Origin of the sequence: Erythrobacter aureus, from assembly GCF_003355455.1 — a bacterium.
In the GTDB taxonomy this organism is placed as follows: domain Bacteria; phylum Pseudomonadota; class Alphaproteobacteria; order Sphingomonadales; family Sphingomonadaceae; genus Qipengyuania; species Qipengyuania aurea.
The window spans coordinates 106,115-121,658 of the sequence record NZ_CP031358.1; the positions used below are offsets into that span (position 1 = coordinate 106,115).

Sequence of the window (15,544 nt, forward strand, 5' to 3'; positions counted from 1 at the left end):
TGGCCAAATCGTGATGTTAGTCGCGGCGGGCGTCGTTGACGGAGCGAACGGTCATGCCGAAGGGGTTGTTGAGGCGATCGGAGTAGCTGACGTTCTTCGGTTCGAAGGCGACGTCGAAGGTGCTGATCCAAGTGCGGGAAGTGCCGCTCGATGCAGGAGCGAAAGGCGTTTCCTCGGCCATGTCGGTGGTTACGAACTCGACCTGCCATGTGGTGTCACCGATCTTTCGAACGGAATCGATCCGAACCTTGCGGATCATGCCAGCCTGGCGAAGCCGCTCATGCTCAGCCCGAGCCGCAGTCATGAAGGAAGTGTAGGCTTCCGGCATGGTCATCAGCTGGACGACAGATCCGTTGCCCCAGTTGATGGCCTGTTCGGCGTCGGAGCCGACGATCGAGTAGCGCTTGACGACATAGTTGCGCAGGCCGATCTCGGATACGTAGTCGACAGTCGGGCTTTCCAGCGTCGAGGGGTTGAGATGGATGATCTCATCACCCTTGTCATTGCTGGCGACGACCATGGGGACGATCTTCTGCAACGGCAGCAGGACGGCAATCACGCAGACGAGCGCGATAATGGCGAAGGCCTCGACGACCGAGATGACCGCCATCATCCTGGCGAAAGCAGCCATACGGCGCTCGGGAAGAGCGTCCGTGTCGTAATCGGCAGGATAGGCGCCGACCTTGTCGGCGACCGGTTCGTCTTCAGCCGTTGCAGCGATGTCGGTCATTATGCCTTGGCTTCCTGCTTGAGTTCAGCGCCATCCAGAAGGAAGTCGGGCAGCCCGCTTGGCTGATCTTTCTGGATGCATGCGCAAGGAGTGCGCTTCAGCTTGTTGGGACCGCCGCCGACGCCGACAGCACTGTCCTGGAAATTGCCGGCCGTGGTGCAGCCCGTGAGAAGGGCAAGCGCACATACCGCGAGAACGGGACGCATAGTGAAACTCCGTTTAGCTTGGGGATTTCGAATCGGTGCGAGCACCACTTTGGGTGTTGTCGTTCCTAATCCAGATGCCCCCTGGAACTTGTCTGGATACATTTACTAGGCGGGCAGGAATCGTCAACAACTTTTCCCCCCACCCTTTGTTCCTCAAGGCAACAAAGACCCTCACTTATCCAGAAACAAGAAGGGCGACCCGTAGGCCGCCCTTCAAACTTCCTGACTGGAAGAGGATTTTCCTCGAATCGCTTAGCGAGTATCTTCCACTCCGGGCCCGCGCGGATCGCGAGGGTTCGGAGTAGGTGTCGGCGTCGGCGGCTGAATGACCGGCACCGGATAGACAAACTCGGGAAGATTGCGCGCTGCATCGATGCCGCTGGCGGCAAGGATCTGGTCGCGCTTCCGGACAATGGCCGGCGGCGCGCTGGCAAGCTTCCGATACAGAGCGTCTACCTCGGCTTGAGCCTGTGCGATCGCTGCTGCTAGCGCCCGCGAGTCCGAGGCGTCCACGCCAATGGACTGCTCGTACTCGGCGAGAGCCTCGCGGGTCTGCCTCTCCATGTTGGCAGCATCCTGAGCGATCGGCCTGAAGAAGGCTTCCTGCTTGTATGCTTCCGCACGGCGAATGAGGCGGTCACTCCAGTTGTCGTTGACGTCGCCACGGACCATTTTGTCCATCGCGTTCTCGGCGGCAGCTGCTGCATCCCGCGCTGACTTGCCCTTGTTGGGATTGTCCCAGGTGGTGCGGTCGTACCGAGCCATATAGCTGTCTGCAGTGCCGATGAGGCGCGATGCGGCGATGCCTTTCTTACGAGCATCACTGGCGGCAATTGCTTGCACGCTCTGCTGAGCTTGGCGAGCTGCTGCCTGCATCTGGCTGTACTCGAGCTGGGTCTGACGCGAACCTTCAATACCGGCCGTAAAGCCGGTAACGATGTTCTTTGCATTCAGCAGCGCCGCGAGCTTCGCCGCAGCATTAGCCAGCTTGCCGATATCCTCGGCATACTCGCCCATCTCGACGGAAGCGACTGCCGGAGCCTCGGTGCGAGGGCTAGTCCGGCCTCCCGAAACGTGCGTCGGCAGAGCATGCACGGCGTTTAGCTGCATTCGAGCAGCTTCGACTTCACGCTTTGCCATCATCGCATCGAACAGGAGACGCTTGGCGCCCTGATTGATGCTCCAGGCGGTACGCATGTCTGCACTGTTCGAACCGACACCTTGCATCAGCTTGGTGAGCCGTTCGGCCTCGGCATTCATGCGCGAGAGCTTGTTCTTGGTCGCCATCGCCATGGCAAAGCCCTCGCCGGCAGCCGAGCGAAGGCGAAGGCGATTGCCGCGAGCAGCTTCGGCTGTGCCTTGACCGCGAAGCGACGCATCGAACGCGTTGCTTGCTTCACTGACAGAGACGCGCGGGCCGCTGCTAAGCGGAGCAAAGCCGCCGGTCTGGCTCGGCGTAATCGCGGAGGTAAGTTCAGGCGCGAGTGAGCCAATCTTACCCAAGGCGTTGTTGAGGTCGGTGTATTGCTTGACCTGCTCGATAGCTGCCTCGAGCTCTTTCTTTTTCTGAGCGATCTCAGCGACGGTTCCGGCAATCTTGCCAGGGTCGGCCACGATGCATGGAGGCGGCATGATAGGCGAGGGACATGGACCGAGCTGCGCAGCAGCCGGCGACGGAAGCGCGAGGCAGGCGGCCGCAATAGCGGCCGCTCCTCCTATGTTACGGACCCGCATCGCTTAGTTGCGCTTCGCGGTAGCATCACCAGCAAGGGTGCGCGACGCGTCCAGCTCGAGAAGCTGCGCCTGGATGGCGGTCTGCTTCTGCATCTCGGCGTACATCGCGAGGAGCGTAGCCGTGTTGACCTGGACGTCGGTCCGCAGGTCGGTCGATTCCGAGGCCTGCGCGCTGAGCTTGTCGGCGATCTGCTGGGTTTCAGCAAGGTCGGACTTGAAGGACGCAGCGGCGCCGAAGCCGGTGATAGCAGTTTCGCGTAGAGCGATGTTGCGGCGATCGCGAAGCTGACGGACCGTCTGCATGTTCATCGACTCGCTGCCGCCATAGAAGAAGATCTTGCTGGCAGCATCGCGCCCGGCGCCGAGACTGTCGATGGTCGGGATGTTGAGCGATCCTTCACCGTCGATTTTCAGACCCTTCACCGCGTTGCCGAGATTGGCGCTGGTCGAACCGAGGGTCTGGACGTCACGCAGGATGCCCTTGGCTCCGGCCATATCGATACCGGACTGCTGCATGATCGAATCCAGCTGGCCCTTGCCGACCTGGCCGATGGTGTTGCGCATCTGGTTGACCTGCTGAACCTGCTGGCGAATTTGCGCCAGCTGCTGGCTTGCCGTCGAGACGACTTCGCGAATACGCGCGATTGCAGTCGGATCGATAACGGGAATGCCGGCGCTCGCCGGGGCGGGCATCGTCATGACAGTGGCGGCAGCAGCCGCGGCGAAAAGAGCACGAGCCTTCTTGGTAAGCATCATCATCCCCTGTGAAAAATGGGTGGAACTTGCGAACAATATACTGGATTTTTCCTGCCGTATAGACGGGGTTTCAGGATTATTTAGGCAGCCATGCGGTCGGCCGCGATCTTTTCCATGTAGAGATTGCGGAAGTTCTCTGGATCCTTCTCGGCAAGTTCGCGGATGAGGCGAACGCTCGCGTTACCGGACGCGAAGGTCTGGAGACCATCACCAAGCGGAGCCATGTTGTTGTCGATGATGACGGATTCCACGCCATCCGTTTCCGACATACGCCGGAGGAGGAATGCGCGCTGGAGGTGACCATGGCTGCGGCCGAGGACGAAATCGAGCTCGCGTTCGGTGAGGCCGAAAATCTTGAAGTCTTCGGCCTTCGCCTTGACGTTCCGGAAGAAGATCTGCGTCGCACACTGGCCGATGATGGTCTGCGCGTGCGGCGTTTCTTCGATCGCATTCGGACGCTGGAAGGCGCAGATGAAGATCTGGCCGAGTTTACGACCTTCCTGAAGGCCGGCGGCGAATTTTGCAGCGAAGAAGTCGTTGCGCAGCAGCGGTGCGGTTTCGTCGACGAAGTAGAGCGCCGGATATCCCTGGTTAACCGAAACATCCATCGTTCGGTGCATGATGTAGGAGACCACGGCAGGGCCGAGGGCGTCCGTACGCTCGTCGTTGAGCACGTTGGTGAAGTCGAACGAGGTCATGCGCGCGCCGAGATCGAGACTGTCTTGCGCAGCGTTGAAGACGTGGCCGTGCTGGTTTTCGCTGATCCACGGTCGCAGAGCTGCGCGAGCCGCAGAGTCTGGCGCAAAGGCAGTGTTCCAGAGCTTTTTCAGGTTGCGGTCTTCGTGCGGGAGCAGCTCCAGCATATCGAGCGCCTGCCCGAATTCTTCCGAGCTCTTATCATCGGTGAGGCCGGAAATCAGTTTCAGCCAGGTCGAGAGATAGTCACGGTTGCGCGCGTTGAGCTCCATCTGGAGCGGGTTCATCGCGCAGCTGTCATCGTCGAAGCGAACGTAGTTACCGCCGCTCATGCGAGTGACAACTTCGGTGCCGTAGAAGCGGTCGAAGAAGAAGACGCGCAGCTCGGGATAGCGCATTGCCATGGTCGAGAGCCACGAGGTCGTGACCGTCTTACCCGAGCCGGAGGGACCGATCACGAGCATATGGCCGAGCGGCTCTTTGTTGCCGGGGTCCGACGTATCGTGGAACACGAAGTTGTAGGGGCTGCCGGTCGAAGTCTTGAGAATGGTGACAGGGCTGTCGCCCCAAACCGAGCGGTCTGCGCCCTTGTGGTTGCGCTGCATGGCCAGCAACGTCGAGACGTTGGCGGCGAGCGGCTTCCAAGGGCGAGGAAGAGTGTCGTAAGTCGGGAACTGCGACCACCAGATAGGCTGGCTCACCGCACCTTCGCGCACCGTCGTAACTTCGTACTGGGCAGCGATGGTAGTGATTTGCGCGACGCGCTTGTCGAGCTCCTCCTTGCTGCTGGCCTCGATAAGGATGTTGAGGCCATAGTTGCAGAGGACCTGGGTGTCGGTGCCGCCGCCAGCGACAATTTCGCCGACTTCAGCGAATTGTGCGTGCGCAGTTTCGCTCATGAGCGTGGTGCGCGCGAGGCGATACTGGATGTCGAGCGCGGCAGTAGCCTTCGCGCGATTGAGCGGCTCGATGTAGTGATAGATGGTGTAATCGAAGGGGAGGGAAGCCAGGTCGGCCAACATCTGCTCTTCGGTAACGTCACCCCACGTTTTCACGCCGATAGTCGCCTGATAGCGGGTCTGGTCGCCGGAGGTCCATGTGATGAGACCAGTCTTATCGTCCGCGAACTCGACAGTGTCGGCGGTGATCTGCTCCGACACATTCGCCTCGGGAATGTATTTCGGCGAGGGACGAGTGATAGGCGATGCGAGACGGCCAAGGATCTTGAGAGGGCTTTCGCCCTCCTTGGCGGTCAGAACCTGCGGCTTGAACGGCGCAAGCGAGGCGAGGGTGAGCGAAACGGCCTCTTCGAGGGCGACACGCCCGCCATCCTTCTCGACAGAGATGATCGCATAGTGGTCGGTATGGAACGAGTTGGACTCGAATCCCTTCTCCCACTGCTTCGCCAGCTTGGCGAGGTGGGGAACAGGGTGCTCCATCAGCTGACCAGGCTTGATGGCCGTGCGGACGGTGAAGACGCGAGCACGAGCCTTGCGCTCGGCAATCTGGCTGAGCCAAGTGCGGCGCGCAGTGAACAAGCCCATATGCTCGTTCTCGTTGGTGACCTGAAGCTCGGCGCCGGCGATCTTGACGATCTGCACGAGGTCGCCGCGCTTGGTAAGAATGGTTTTCTTGTCCGGGAGCATGCACAGGAATGGCATGAAGTCGACCAGACGAGTTTCCTTGGGCAGAGGCATCAGCTTGCGCGAAACCTTGGGGACCATCATGGTGATAGCAGCGGCCGTGGAGAGCAGGGCACCTGCGCCCGCAATCACTGGACCGATAGCGCCCGGCGCAAAAATCATTGAGCCGACGTCAAGCGACATAGGTCTTACCCTTGGTTTTGATGATGCCCTTCGTCCCGTGCATGAACTTTTGACGGGCGAGCATGATGTTGTGCAGATGCGGGTCTTTGAAACCCTGCGCTACTGAATAAATGCAGCCCAATATCCCGACGATGATGCCGGGGATCGGACCAAAACCTGCCGCCATACCAGCGAACCAAAGAAGCATGCCGCCACTTAGGGAGACAGCTCCCAGAAGTGGCGGCATATATGCGAACGTCTGCGGTCCTGCGACGTACTTGAGCAGCGGAGAACGCAGCATGTTCGGCTCCTAGTGGCGGTAGATCGTCAGCTGAAGGCGATTAGCCGACAGCGAGGGTCGACAGCCAGTTGATGGCACCCGGGATGACCGCGAGGCCGAACGAAACGCCGACGCCGGTGGCAACCCACTTCCAGTTGAGCTTGCCGAAGAAGCCGAGCAGGAGGCACGAGACCATGCCGATGCCGCCGACGGCGAGCGCGAAGGTGGTCAGCGACTGGCGGAAGGTTTCCGCGCCTGCGCTGGCGTTCGCGAACGGATCAGCCTGGGCCATTGCGGTGTCGGGAAACAGCGCCATCAGGCCGGCGACGAGGACGAGGCTGGCGCACTTCATGCTGGCGGCCGCGTCGAACGAGATTTTGGGCATGCGAAACTTCATGTGTGGAACTCCTGTTGAACTACCTACCGATTAGGCTGTGGAGACAGATTTTGTAGAAGGCCCCCGCCAACCGATATGGCCATACTATCGAGACTTTCAGGAACCGCCAACCGTTTTTTGCTGGCAATTCTGGATGTTTTAGGGACCGCTTAGGAAGATTGGCAGAATCGAGGGGTTAAATCCTCATTCTCTCACGCATCAGCGAAGTGAGGACCTGGCTGAACGATCTTCGCGGCAGGTTCCGTGGGAGAGCCTTTCGCTCGCTCAGGGCCTTGGTTGCTGACTAGCGTATCGAAGACAGCTTCTTCCGAGTCCTCTGTGCGAATAAGGCGAACGACGATCCCGGCTGAGGCGAGAACGCCTTCACCACCGCGAGGATGACCTTCTTGGTTGAGCTGGCCTGTAAGGACGATCGCGATGTCGAGCTCGGACGCAAGGTCGGCGAGCATTTGCGCGCTTTCCGCCTGCTTTTCCTCGCGACTCTCTCTCCCGCCAGCTAGCTTGATGAGCTGCCAGTAATCGACCAGCACGACTTTCACCCCGAAGGCATAGTAGGCGGAGAGGATCTGCGTTCGGAGTTCGGCCGCGGTGATGCCCGGCTTATGGAGGTAATGCAGACAACGCTTGGTGTTGCGATACTCCGCCCAGAATTCAGCATCCTCGGGGCGCTCGAAGTCGAGGTCCTGCTTGTCGATGTTTAACGACCGCGCGACGATGAAGCGCTCTACGTCACCCTGGCGCCGCTCGAGCGTGACCATCAAGGTTGGTATCTCACGCTTCTCGAGATTGCTGGCGATAGTCGAGAGCATCAGGGTCTTGCCATGCTTGAAGCGGGCAAAGATGCCGTTCAGCGAGCCGGGATGCAGACCGCCATGGAAAACATAATCCAGGCTCTCGATACCAGTTGAGATCGGAGGAGAGTTGCCTTTGTCGTAGAGTGCAGCAGCAACGTCCTGAGCAGACATGGCGTTGGTCTGCGCGCCTTCGAGCGTCTGGACCGCACGAGCGAGCTGCAGGGCGACACTTTCGGAGCTGGCTTCGCCGTTGTCGAGATCTGCCATTGCGCTGGCGGCGATCTTGCGCAGCTCCCGCTTGCGCTTGGTCTCGATCATATAGTCGCGCGCTCGTAAGACGGTGTCGCGCTGATAGCTCGACTTCGTGATCCGATTGACGAGAGCGTCGGTGAGGTCTTCCCCGTTGAGGCGAAGAGACAGGACGTCGCAGATGCCGGAATCCTCAGTGAGCCGGCGCCACGCATTGGCGTAGGCGCTTTCGACGAAGTGCTCCGGCGTGATGCTACCGAGATCGCTCAGATACTCGCGCTTTGCGAGAGTTGACCCGAGCAGTGATGCTTCGGCCGCCAGTTGAATTTCGATTGGACGTTGTTCGCTCATGCTGCCTTACTTTTCCTATCCAAGGTGTAGCCAGGTTCTTCCTCATGGCTGGGGAGGGCAGTGCCCGACTTGGCCGGCAGAATAACCTCCTTGCCAAAGGGATCTCGCCACACCTGACCCCGCTCCCCCTTCTTGTACTTGGGACCGGCTGGTGTTTGGGTTGGGGCCTCCCAGCCCAGCAGTGTCCATTCGGACTTTTGCAGAGCCTTGGTCTTGGAAGTTCGGCTCTTCGCTTCCTTGAGAGCCTTCGTCACATACGAAACAGGATCGGGTGAGGAAATCTCGTGAGCCTTCTCTACAGTCCGTATCAGGAGATCATCATCTTTCGCTTGCCCGCGCCACTTGCCGAGCATCGACCGCGCCTGGGCCTCTTTCATTCCAAGCTGGGTAAGCTTGTGGAGGCAGTCCCCGAAGATCCTACGGGCGCGTAATGAGGCGTCATCAGCCTTCCGCTTGAGGATGGAGTTGTAATGCGCGACCTCGAGTGCGGTCGGCTGGCGGAACCAGTCAACAGCGGGTTCGCTCTGGACAGCTGCAACTGTCATCGCTCTCCCTCCCGGTCCACGGGAATGGAAAGATCCTGCAGGGCTTTGCAGACCTTCTCCTTCGCTCCCTCATATTTTCCGGCTGGGGCATTCATGTAGTTCCAGAGATCTCCCTGGGTGAGGTCATAGCGCGCGAGAAGACGAGCGATGGTGATCTCTTGTTCGAATGCTTTCAGTAGGAGGGTGCGCGCTGGCTCGCGGCGATATAGGTCGGCCCCCTTGGTTGTAGGGGTGACAATACTTTCGGCGGTGATAGCGCCATCGGTAGCGAGCTCGATCGCCATTGCAGTCACGTAGCTACTGACCGTGCCTGTGGCAGCGATCGAACGGAGTGTGACAGCAGAGACGCCGCTTTGCAGCGATAGACGGCGAACCGCTCCATCGTTGTTTAGCAGACGCGAAAGAGCAGCACCGCCGGTGGCGGGTTTTTCAATCTGTGCGGTGGTCATTCAGGAACTATAGGGATGCTTTCAGACGCTGAAAACAAATTTATTCCAAGTTCCTGAATTATCCTCGCCCACCCTTGTCGTTGCGATGGCGCATGGCTTCGCGAAGCTGCACACCTTCGACGTACTTGTCGTAAGCGACGGCAAGGTTGGAGCCATAGCGATGAACGTCGTCGCGAGACTTGGCGCCGGCGTAGATCTTGTCGGCCGCTTCGCGAAGCTTCGCCTCTGGAGCAACCTCGCGCAGCAGACGAGCGAAGTCTGCGACTGCCTTTGTGTGGATCGTATCCGGCTCGGGATATTTCTCGGCAGCAGCTTTGCGCAGGGCTTCGATGTCCTTGCCCGTTGTCGGCTGGGCGGTTGGGGCAGGGGCTGCCTGCTCGAGCTTCTGCGCAGCGACCTTAGAAGCCTCGACACGGCGATTGTGCTCAGCACGAACTGCATCGAGGATGTCGGGGTGACGTCCCCAATTCCGCATGAGCGTCCGAACGGCTGGGCGCACGTCGCCAACCTTGGCAATTCGGTTTTCGAGGATGAGCTTTTCGGGGTCGTGCCCCTGCTCTTTGATCCAGCGGGCAAGACGCCTGATCTCTTGCTGCTGCCGATCATAGATGGACTCGAGACGAACGGTGGTCCGATAAGCGAAGCGACGGATCTTGAGAGTATCCTGGTCTTCCTCGCCGAGAGCTGGGACCGTGTATTTGGCTTTGCCACTGCGCGTCGTTTCCATCTTGATCGGAATGCGATCTTTCACGATGCGGTTCATGAGAGCATCCCAGTCCGCATGCTCAGCCTTCTTTGTGCCAGGCTTCACCGGAGCTTCCTGCTTGGGGAGTTCGAAGAGTGTCGGATCTTCTTCCTTGCGGCGCCTGTCGACCTTCTCTTGGCTAGGTTCGACCGGAGCGATGTCAGGCTGCGCTTCCGCAACTTGGTCAGGCTCAGCAGGAGCTGGCTTTCCGGCCTTATCCCGGCTGGCGTCGGATGCGTCGAGCTTGGCATCTTCACGATCGAGATCGGGGATGACGACTTCGGGCTCGACAGGCGTTTTAGGCTCGGCGACTTCTGGCCGGAGAGGCTCAAGCCCTTCCGGAGTGGGAGCAGGTTCTGCCGGTTTGTTTTGAGCCGTCTCGTCCTTCTTGGGAGGCTGGATGGTTCCTTCGGTAATCGGCAAACCTTCCATGGTCATAGGACCAGCGTTCGCCGGGGTGCTGTCTTTCTCGTTATCAGCTTCAGCGCCGATGTCGGGCTCGGCGACAACGGAGGGAGTCGGTTCGGAATGCTCTTTGGGTTCGGACTTCGCGGACTCTTCCGCCGCTCCTTTCTTGGTCTTCTTCTTACGCCCCTTTGCCGGTTCTTTTTCTGGGGCCACAGGGGAGGCAAGGGGAGCAGGGGCCTCGGTTACGACTGTGTCGTTCGCTGCTTTCTTTTCGGCATCGATGCCAAGCTGGTCGCGTAGGTCGGAGGCGATGGGTTCGATCATGCGATCGATCTGCGCGACACGGGCTTCGCGACGCTCAACGTCCCGAGCAGCTTCGAGCAGAGTGTCGCGATGAGGGGCAAGGGCCGCATCGATTTTGTTGATGTGCTCCTGAGCGTCTTTGAAGCGCGCCTCGATCGAAAACTTCATGACCCGGGTGGTACCGTCCGCAACTCCCTTTTCGATCTCTCCTAGGTAGGCGAGACAGGTCTGGCGGGTGCGGACGGCACGAGACTTGGCCTTCGCTTCCATGTTGTCGAAAGCCATGATCGCGCGGCGGTCTTCTGCGAGCGACGTGGTAAGACGTTCTCGCTCTACAAGCAGCTTGCGAAGCTCGGGTAGGGCTGGGTGCGATGAGTCCTTGCTCGCAGTTTCGCGGACGATTGTCTCGATTCGTTTTTGGTCTGCGATGAAACCACGCTCGGCCTGTTTTGCCTGACGCTCGATGTTACGTTCGGCATCGTTCCAGATGGCGATAGCGTTGAGCTGGCCAACGGTGGTCGGGACACCGATGGCTTCCAGTGCCGCGGCTTTCGTGCCGAGGTGTTCAGTGGGCGTGCGGTCGATGCCCATCTCGGTATAGCGACGTGGGTCGTACTGACGCTTGATGCCGCGAGCCTTGAGGACCGTGTTGGTGATCTTGGCAAAGTCGCGGCGCATCGCTGGAACGAAGTTACGACCTGCACGCGAATAGTCAGCGCCGTTCCCTGCGCGCGCAATCTCTCCGACCTTATGCTGTCGCAGTGGATACCGAATACGATGTTCGCTCTTGTGCTCGTAGTGCTCTTCGTATTCGAAATCCCACTGACCATGCTCGTCGAGGAAGCGAGCAGGACGGTCATGAGCGACGATGTGAAGATGATAGTTCCTGTCATCGTTGTGGGCGTCAGGGGCGTGGATGACGGCAGTGTACATCATGCCAACCTGGCGTTCGGTGCCATCAGGGTCGATGCGGGTTTCAAGCGAGCCAAGACGATCACAGAAGTTCTGAACGATGAGAGCCCGGTCCTCTGCTGAGATCTCATGAGGAAGTTCGGCAACCATTCGGATCTGGACCCGCCCGCCGCGGCCGGACTTGAATTCAATCGGCGGCTGGGAATAGTCGAAACCCGGAAGGGCAATTGCTTGCTCGATAAGCTTCCCTGCGCGTTCCGCAGTAAGCCGGTCCTTGCTATCAGGCGGGGGATAGGCGGCGCACTTGAACGGCTCTTTTGCCTCGTCGTTCGAGGTAGGTGTTTCCTGATACTGGCGGTACTGCTCGGCAACTGTGAGCAGGTGTTCCTTGAATGCTGGGTCGAGACCTTCGGCTCGCTCTACAGCAGCCCACCAGCGAGGAGAAACTTCGGGGTCGAAGAAGAGCCTGTGAGACTTCGGCTCACGCTCTGTGCGTTCGATGGCACGCCAATACTCCTGACGTTCAAAGGCATCGTCGGAGATGTTGCTAAAGACTGAGGGAATACCTTCAGGGGCGACGTCCTGAACACCGAGGATGGAAGCTTCTTCCTCGGTAGGCGTTTCGTTGTAGACGGCAGTGAGCTGACGCTCGATTGCTTCACGCACGAGAGCACTGGGATCGACGGCCTCGATTGCATCGGGCCGTTCGATGTAGTCGGCGTGCTTAGCACCTTCGGATACCTCAGCCGCACCATCACGCTCGATGTACTTGGCGTGGTCGAGGGCAGGCTGCTTCTTGCGTCCGAAGACACCATCAAGGGGCTGGCCTTTGATGGTAGGCACAGCTTCTTTGCTGATGCTCATATAGGAGAAGTGGAACGACGTTGCGCCATCAGCAGTGCGGGGTCGATCGACCATGCAAGTCGGCACCTTGAAGTCGGGCTGGGCTGACCAGCGAGCGCGACCAGCAGGCATGCGCTTTTCCTCGCGCTCCTGCTTGGGTTTTGTCTTGCCGATCTGGAGGAGCATCTCCTCCTCTTCCTGCCGACGCAGGAACTGAGCAAGCTTTGAGTTGGCCGCCTTTACGTCGGCGCTGATTGACGATTTTGCCATGAGATTTTTCCACCGTTGGTGGGAGAATTATCGGAGATACAGGATGTGCTGGCAAGCGTTATCCAGGTCAACTCAAAACTTCCAGAGAATCCCTGCCGGAAATGAGCGAAGGCTCATCAGAGGCCCCGGAGCGTGAGCGACGAAAACGATACAAAACCGGTCCCGCGGCTTTGTGAGTGCACCCTCGGAGAGCGCATAAGGGGTTGTTTCAAGGCAGTTCGTGCCGGAAAAACCCCGTCAAAGATGGGTTCCCCAACTTTGAGGTATTGCGCCAATTCAAAAGAGTTGGGCATATGCTGGATCTGCCCACCTTCTTTTGAAACTTTTGGAAAAAAGTTGAGGGTCTGTGCCCAATTTTGCTGGGTCCAATCTGGACTAGAGGAAATTGGGCACGGCCCTGTCAGGGTCTTTCAAGATGTGTCGTTGACGTCTGAGAACCTGGTCCTTATTCCTCGATGCAATTCGAGGGCCGAGTGTCAGCTCGGCGAAGGGTCACCTGAAAGGGGAAATGGTAATGGCAACGCGCAGCGAAGATGTGACGGACGGCGGCCAGAATGGTCCGTCCGGTAGTGTCGAGAATGAGAATGATGCGATGCTTGCAGCGGGTCGTTTGCTAAACGAAATTCTCATTGGGAAAAGGGGAGAGCTGACACCGGAAGCTCAGACACTAATCGACCTGAGGTCTGACGAAGGCCGTATGGAAATTCTCGATCAACTTGTGAGAGAATTGGCACCTTCGGATGTCTCTCCGGCGATGTGGCGGGAATGGCTTTCTGGCGGTTTATCGCCATTCAGTTCGAAGGGACTGAAGAAGCCTGTGAGGCTCAACCAAGGGTTGGGGAAAACGATTTCCCGAGGCCCAAAATCTCTCAAGCAACATCGCGACCGCGTAGAGAAGGCGAGGGCCGAATTGGCCTTCGCAGAAGAGACGCTTGCGTATCATGAGGCCGTAGACAAAAGCCTTATGGATTTGTCGGTGTATGATCATCTGTTGAAGGTGCTCGCGCCCATATTTGCGATGGGTCCGGCATGGACAGTGATGAGAGCTTTGTCGGGGCATGCTCCCGACAAATATGTCGAGGACATGACTGCCTTGCTCGATGGGAAGGGCAAGGAGAAAGAGGCCGAAAAAGTCCGCAAGGATTATGCAGCGGAGACTGCAGATCTCTTGGTCGGACTGGACTTCTTTTCCGGCATCGCTGAGTTCGAACTGCGCCTCCGTGCGGCAGTGAAGGAAGTGGTCGAAGAGTTCGAAGAACGGAAGGACGAAGTCGTCACTGACGGGCGCCGGAAGAGGTCGCAAGACCGTATGATGAATTCGGTCAATCCGGAGGCGGTCGATGGTGCGGAGGAAGTGATCGACGCGTTCGGATAAGAGCCTCGAGGCTCGTCGGCCGAGAGGTTATCTTGGCATAGAAAAAGCCCCGGCTGGTTCCATCCAGTCGGGGCTTTTTGTTTTCAGGGGAGAGGGAGTTGTAGGGGCTGCTGCTTCGCAGCTTTAGGCTATCGACCCTTCTCGATTTTGGTGAAGCCATCCCAGCGGTCGCAGTAGCCGGTGATGTGTGCTTTGAGCACCTTGCCTTCGGGATTGCCGCAGCGATTTCCGTACAGCCAAGCGGGGGTGGTCTTGACTTGAACGCCGCCCCTTGGGTGCGGCTTCACGGACTTCACGATCCGTTCGTATCCGACCATGTCGCGATGGCGAACGTGGTCGCCCGGCTTGAGGTCTTCGACGGGAAAACTGTTGTGCCAGTGAGGTACGAAGTGTCCCTCTGGTTTGGCGATCGGCGTTGCCGATTGAGCGACGGGTTCATCGTCCTCTGCCGTTACTCGGAGAGCGATGGCGAGGCCATCGTTGAGGCAGTAGGGGAGAAGCGTTGCATACGCTTCGTCGAGGCCTTCGGGCTCGGGCATTTCATGTCTCCGGAGTGGTTCGATTTCAGTTCACTAGAAGTGATGGAAAGAGAAAACCCCGACACGAGAAGCGGCGTAGCCGAGCTCGCGTCGGGGCCATCGGGGAGAGGCGATTGAGGGGCCTTAGTTGGCCTGTTCCCGCAGCGCCTGTTCTGTCTCGTTGAGCGCGACATCGAGGAGGTCGCGGTTCTCTTCGAGAGCCCATATGGCGCGGTCGCGGTCATGGCTGATCGGCTGGGTGTGAAGGTCGTCGATGCGCTTCACCAGATGACCGCGTTCGGTCAGAAGTTCGTCGCGCTGGGTCTGCAGACAAGCGGCCATTTTTCATTCCCCTTTTGAATTTCAATTTCGATTTATCGACATTGAGGGGGTGGCCCGGCTGGCGCCCTGGGCGCTCAGCCGGAACGGTTCTCAACGAGCCTATGCGGCGAGTTGGGATGCAGCTTCGCAGCTATCGATCCATTCCTGTTCGGAGATGTAGGGGCGATAGGTTTGGAGCAGAGAACTTTCCAGATTGATGCGCATGTCATCGCTGGCAAAGTTGCCGAGATTATCGGCAAGCTGGTTCGCGATCCGCGACGCTTCAGCTTTGAAGCGAGTGGGAACGATGACCGTCTGGTCAGGTGCTTCGACTGAGCGAAGCGAGGTGATTGCGATGGTGCAACGGACCGGCCCGTTGGTCGTGTCGACGAGGGCCTCGACGACGCTCAGACCGCGTGGCGGAATGTGCGTGAACCAGAGCACGTTGTACGAGATGCCTCCGGTGAGATGAAGGCGAATGGTGGCGAGCTTCTCTTCGGTGGCAGAGGCTTCGAGATGGGCTTGAGCTGCGCGAAGGGCGTCGAGGAAATTTGGTTCGGCCATGAGGGTCAGTCCTTCGTTTCGAGGATGGTGATCTTGGAGGGTGAGCTTGTGAGCGAGCCGTGTTCGTCGATGTCACAAACGATCGACACCTTCTGAAGCTGCACGTTGTAGATGGCGTTCCAGAAATCGTCGAACTCGTCTTCGTCGCTATCGGGGACGACATGGATGTTGGTCGTGAATTCGAACGGTTCGTTCATGTCGACCTCGAACCACGTCTCCATCCGTTTGCCACTGCCGTGACCGAGCGTGGTGACGAGTGTGACGGTGCGATTAGCTTCGTCGATTTTCAGCAT

General features: G+C 58.8%; 16 protein-coding genes. 1 reads left to right on the forward strand and 15 read right to left on the reverse strand.

All coding sequences use genetic code 11. The features are described from left to right. Positions 1-16: 16 nt before the first annotated feature. The 11 genes from DVR09_RS15085 to DVR09_RS15135 form a co-directional block, all read right to left on the reverse strand. Positions 17-730, reverse strand: coding sequence for a VirB8/TrbF family protein (locus DVR09_RS15085; RefSeq protein WP_115418091.1), 714 nt, complete (start codon positions 728-730; stop codon positions 17-19). After that, positions 730-936, reverse strand: coding sequence for a hypothetical protein (locus tag DVR09_RS15090; protein WP_115418092.1), 207 nt, complete (start codon positions 934-936; stop codon positions 730-732). The genes DVR09_RS15085 and DVR09_RS15090 overlap by 1 nt, the downstream gene beginning before the upstream one ends. Positions 937-1,188: 252 nt before the next feature. Beyond that, positions 1,189-2,550: a hypothetical protein gene (locus DVR09_RS15095; RefSeq protein ID WP_162815014.1), complete on the reverse strand. Its 1,362-nt coding sequence runs from the start codon at positions 2,548-2,550 to the stop codon at positions 1,189-1,191. Between the two features lie 123 nt (positions 2,551-2,673). Beyond that, complete coding sequence (locus DVR09_RS15100; protein ID WP_115418094.1) at positions 2,674-3,429, reverse strand: type IV secretion system protein; 756 nt, start codon at positions 3,427-3,429, stop codon at positions 2,674-2,676. A gap of 77 nt (positions 3,430-3,506) precedes the next feature. After that, complete coding sequence (locus DVR09_RS15105) at positions 3,507-5,948, reverse strand: VirB4 family type IV secretion/conjugal transfer ATPase (RefSeq protein ID WP_115418095.1); 2,442 nt, start codon at positions 5,946-5,948, stop codon at positions 3,507-3,509. Next, positions 5,938-6,228, reverse strand: a complete 291-nt coding sequence (locus tag DVR09_RS15110; protein ID WP_115418096.1) for a hypothetical protein — start codon at positions 6,226-6,228, stop codon at positions 5,938-5,940. Before DVR09_RS15110 ends, DVR09_RS15105 begins: the two co-directional genes overlap by 11 nt. A 40-nt stretch (positions 6,229-6,268) precedes the next feature. Further along, entirely contained in the window at positions 6,269-6,604 is a 336-nt protein-coding gene (locus DVR09_RS15115) for a TrbC/VirB2 family protein (protein WP_115418097.1), read from the reverse strand. Between the two features lie 191 nt (positions 6,605-6,795). Beyond that, the gene (locus tag DVR09_RS15120) at positions 6,796-7,998 is read right to left on the reverse strand and encodes a DnaB-like helicase C-terminal domain-containing protein (RefSeq protein ID WP_115418098.1); all 1,203 of its coding nucleotides are present in this window, start codon (positions 7,996-7,998) and stop codon (positions 6,796-6,798) included. Next, positions 7,995-8,543, reverse strand: a complete 549-nt coding sequence (locus DVR09_RS15125) for a longin-like domain-containing protein (RefSeq protein ID WP_115418099.1) — start codon at positions 8,541-8,543, stop codon at positions 7,995-7,997. Before DVR09_RS15125 ends, DVR09_RS15120 begins: the two co-directional genes overlap by 4 nt. Next, positions 8,540-8,992: a hypothetical protein gene (locus tag DVR09_RS15130; RefSeq protein ID WP_115418100.1), complete on the reverse strand. Its 453-nt coding sequence runs from the start codon at positions 8,990-8,992 to the stop codon at positions 8,540-8,542. Before DVR09_RS15130 ends, DVR09_RS15125 begins: the two co-directional genes overlap by 4 nt. A 58-nt stretch (positions 8,993-9,050) precedes the next feature. After that, on the reverse strand, positions 9,051-12,473 hold the full coding sequence (locus DVR09_RS15135; protein ID WP_115418101.1) for a MobA/MobL family protein: 3,423 nt from the start codon (positions 12,471-12,473) through the stop codon (positions 9,051-9,053). 514 nt (positions 12,474-12,987) lie between these two features. Here DVR09_RS15135 and DVR09_RS15140 point away from each other — a divergent pair. Further along, entirely contained in the window at positions 12,988-13,848 is an 861-nt protein-coding gene (locus DVR09_RS15140) for a hypothetical protein (RefSeq protein ID WP_115418102.1), read from the forward strand. 128 nt (positions 13,849-13,976) lie between these two features. On the opposite strand, the gene DVR09_RS15145 is transcribed toward DVR09_RS15140, so the two are convergent. The 4 genes from DVR09_RS15145 to DVR09_RS15160 all read right to left on the reverse strand — a co-directional run bounded on the left by DVR09_RS15145 (position 13,977) and on the right by DVR09_RS15160 (position 15,544). Next, entirely contained in the window at positions 13,977-14,387 is a 411-nt protein-coding gene (locus tag DVR09_RS15145) for a hypothetical protein (RefSeq protein ID WP_115418103.1), read from the reverse strand. A 123-nt stretch (positions 14,388-14,510) separates the two neighbouring features. Then, positions 14,511-14,708, reverse strand: coding sequence for a hypothetical protein (locus DVR09_RS15150; protein ID WP_115418104.1), 198 nt, complete (start codon positions 14,706-14,708; stop codon positions 14,511-14,513). 99 nt (positions 14,709-14,807) lie between these two features. Continuing rightward, positions 14,808-15,251, reverse strand: coding sequence for a hypothetical protein (locus DVR09_RS15155; RefSeq protein WP_115418105.1), 444 nt, complete (start codon positions 15,249-15,251; stop codon positions 14,808-14,810). Between the two features lie 5 nt (positions 15,252-15,256). Beyond that, the gene (locus tag DVR09_RS15160; protein WP_115418106.1) at positions 15,257-15,544 is read right to left on the reverse strand and encodes a hypothetical protein; all 288 of its coding nucleotides are present in this window, start codon (positions 15,542-15,544) and stop codon (positions 15,257-15,259) included.

Excerpts from the sequence above, each read along its gene's own strand:
- DVR09_RS15140 (WP_115418102.1), top strand. The coding sequence starts at position 12,988 with ATGGCAACGCGCAGCGAAGATGTGACGGACGGCGGCCAGAATGGTCCG.
- DVR09_RS15110 (WP_115418096.1), bottom strand. The coding sequence starts at position 6,228 with ATGCTGCGTTCTCCGCTGCTCAAGTACGTCGCAGGACCGCAGACGTTC.
- DVR09_RS15105 (WP_115418095.1), bottom strand. The coding sequence starts at position 5,948 with ATGTCGCTTGACGTCGGCTCAATGATTTTTGCGCCGGGCGCTATCGGT.
- DVR09_RS15145 (WP_115418103.1), bottom strand. The coding sequence starts at position 14,387 with ATGCCCGAGCCCGAAGGCCTCGACGAAGCGTATGCAACGCTTCTCCCC.
- DVR09_RS15150 (WP_115418104.1), bottom strand. The coding sequence starts at position 14,708 with ATGGCCGCTTGTCTGCAGACCCAGCGCGACGAACTTCTGACCGAACGC.
- DVR09_RS15120 (WP_115418098.1), bottom strand. The coding sequence starts at position 7,998 with ATGAGCGAACAACGTCCAATCGAAATTCAACTGGCGGCCGAAGCATCA.
- DVR09_RS15100 (WP_115418094.1), bottom strand. The coding sequence starts at position 3,429 with ATGATGATGCTTACCAAGAAGGCTCGTGCTCTTTTCGCCGCGGCTGCT.
- DVR09_RS15135 (WP_115418101.1), bottom strand. The coding sequence starts at position 12,473 with ATGGCAAAATCGTCAATCAGCGCCGACGTAAAGGCGGCCAACTCAAAG.
- DVR09_RS15085 (WP_115418091.1), bottom strand. The coding sequence starts at position 730 with ATGACCGACATCGCTGCAACGGCTGAAGACGAACCGGTCGCCGACAAG.
- DVR09_RS15115 (WP_115418097.1), bottom strand. The coding sequence starts at position 6,604 with ATGAAGTTTCGCATGCCCAAAATCTCGTTCGACGCGGCCGCCAGCATG.
- DVR09_RS15090 (WP_115418092.1), bottom strand. The coding sequence starts at position 936 with ATGCGTCCCGTTCTCGCGGTATGTGCGCTTGCCCTTCTCACGGGCTGC.
- DVR09_RS15125 (WP_115418099.1), bottom strand. The coding sequence starts at position 8,543 with ATGACAGTTGCAGCTGTCCAGAGCGAACCCGCTGTTGACTGGTTCCGC.
- DVR09_RS15160 (WP_115418106.1), bottom strand. The coding sequence starts at position 15,544 with ATGCTGAAAATCGACGAAGCTAATCGCACCGTCACACTCGTCACCACG.
- DVR09_RS15155 (WP_115418105.1), bottom strand. The coding sequence starts at position 15,251 with ATGGCCGAACCAAATTTCCTCGACGCCCTTCGCGCAGCTCAAGCCCAT.
- DVR09_RS15130 (WP_115418100.1), bottom strand. The coding sequence starts at position 8,992 with ATGACCACCGCACAGATTGAAAAACCCGCCACCGGCGGTGCTGCTCTT.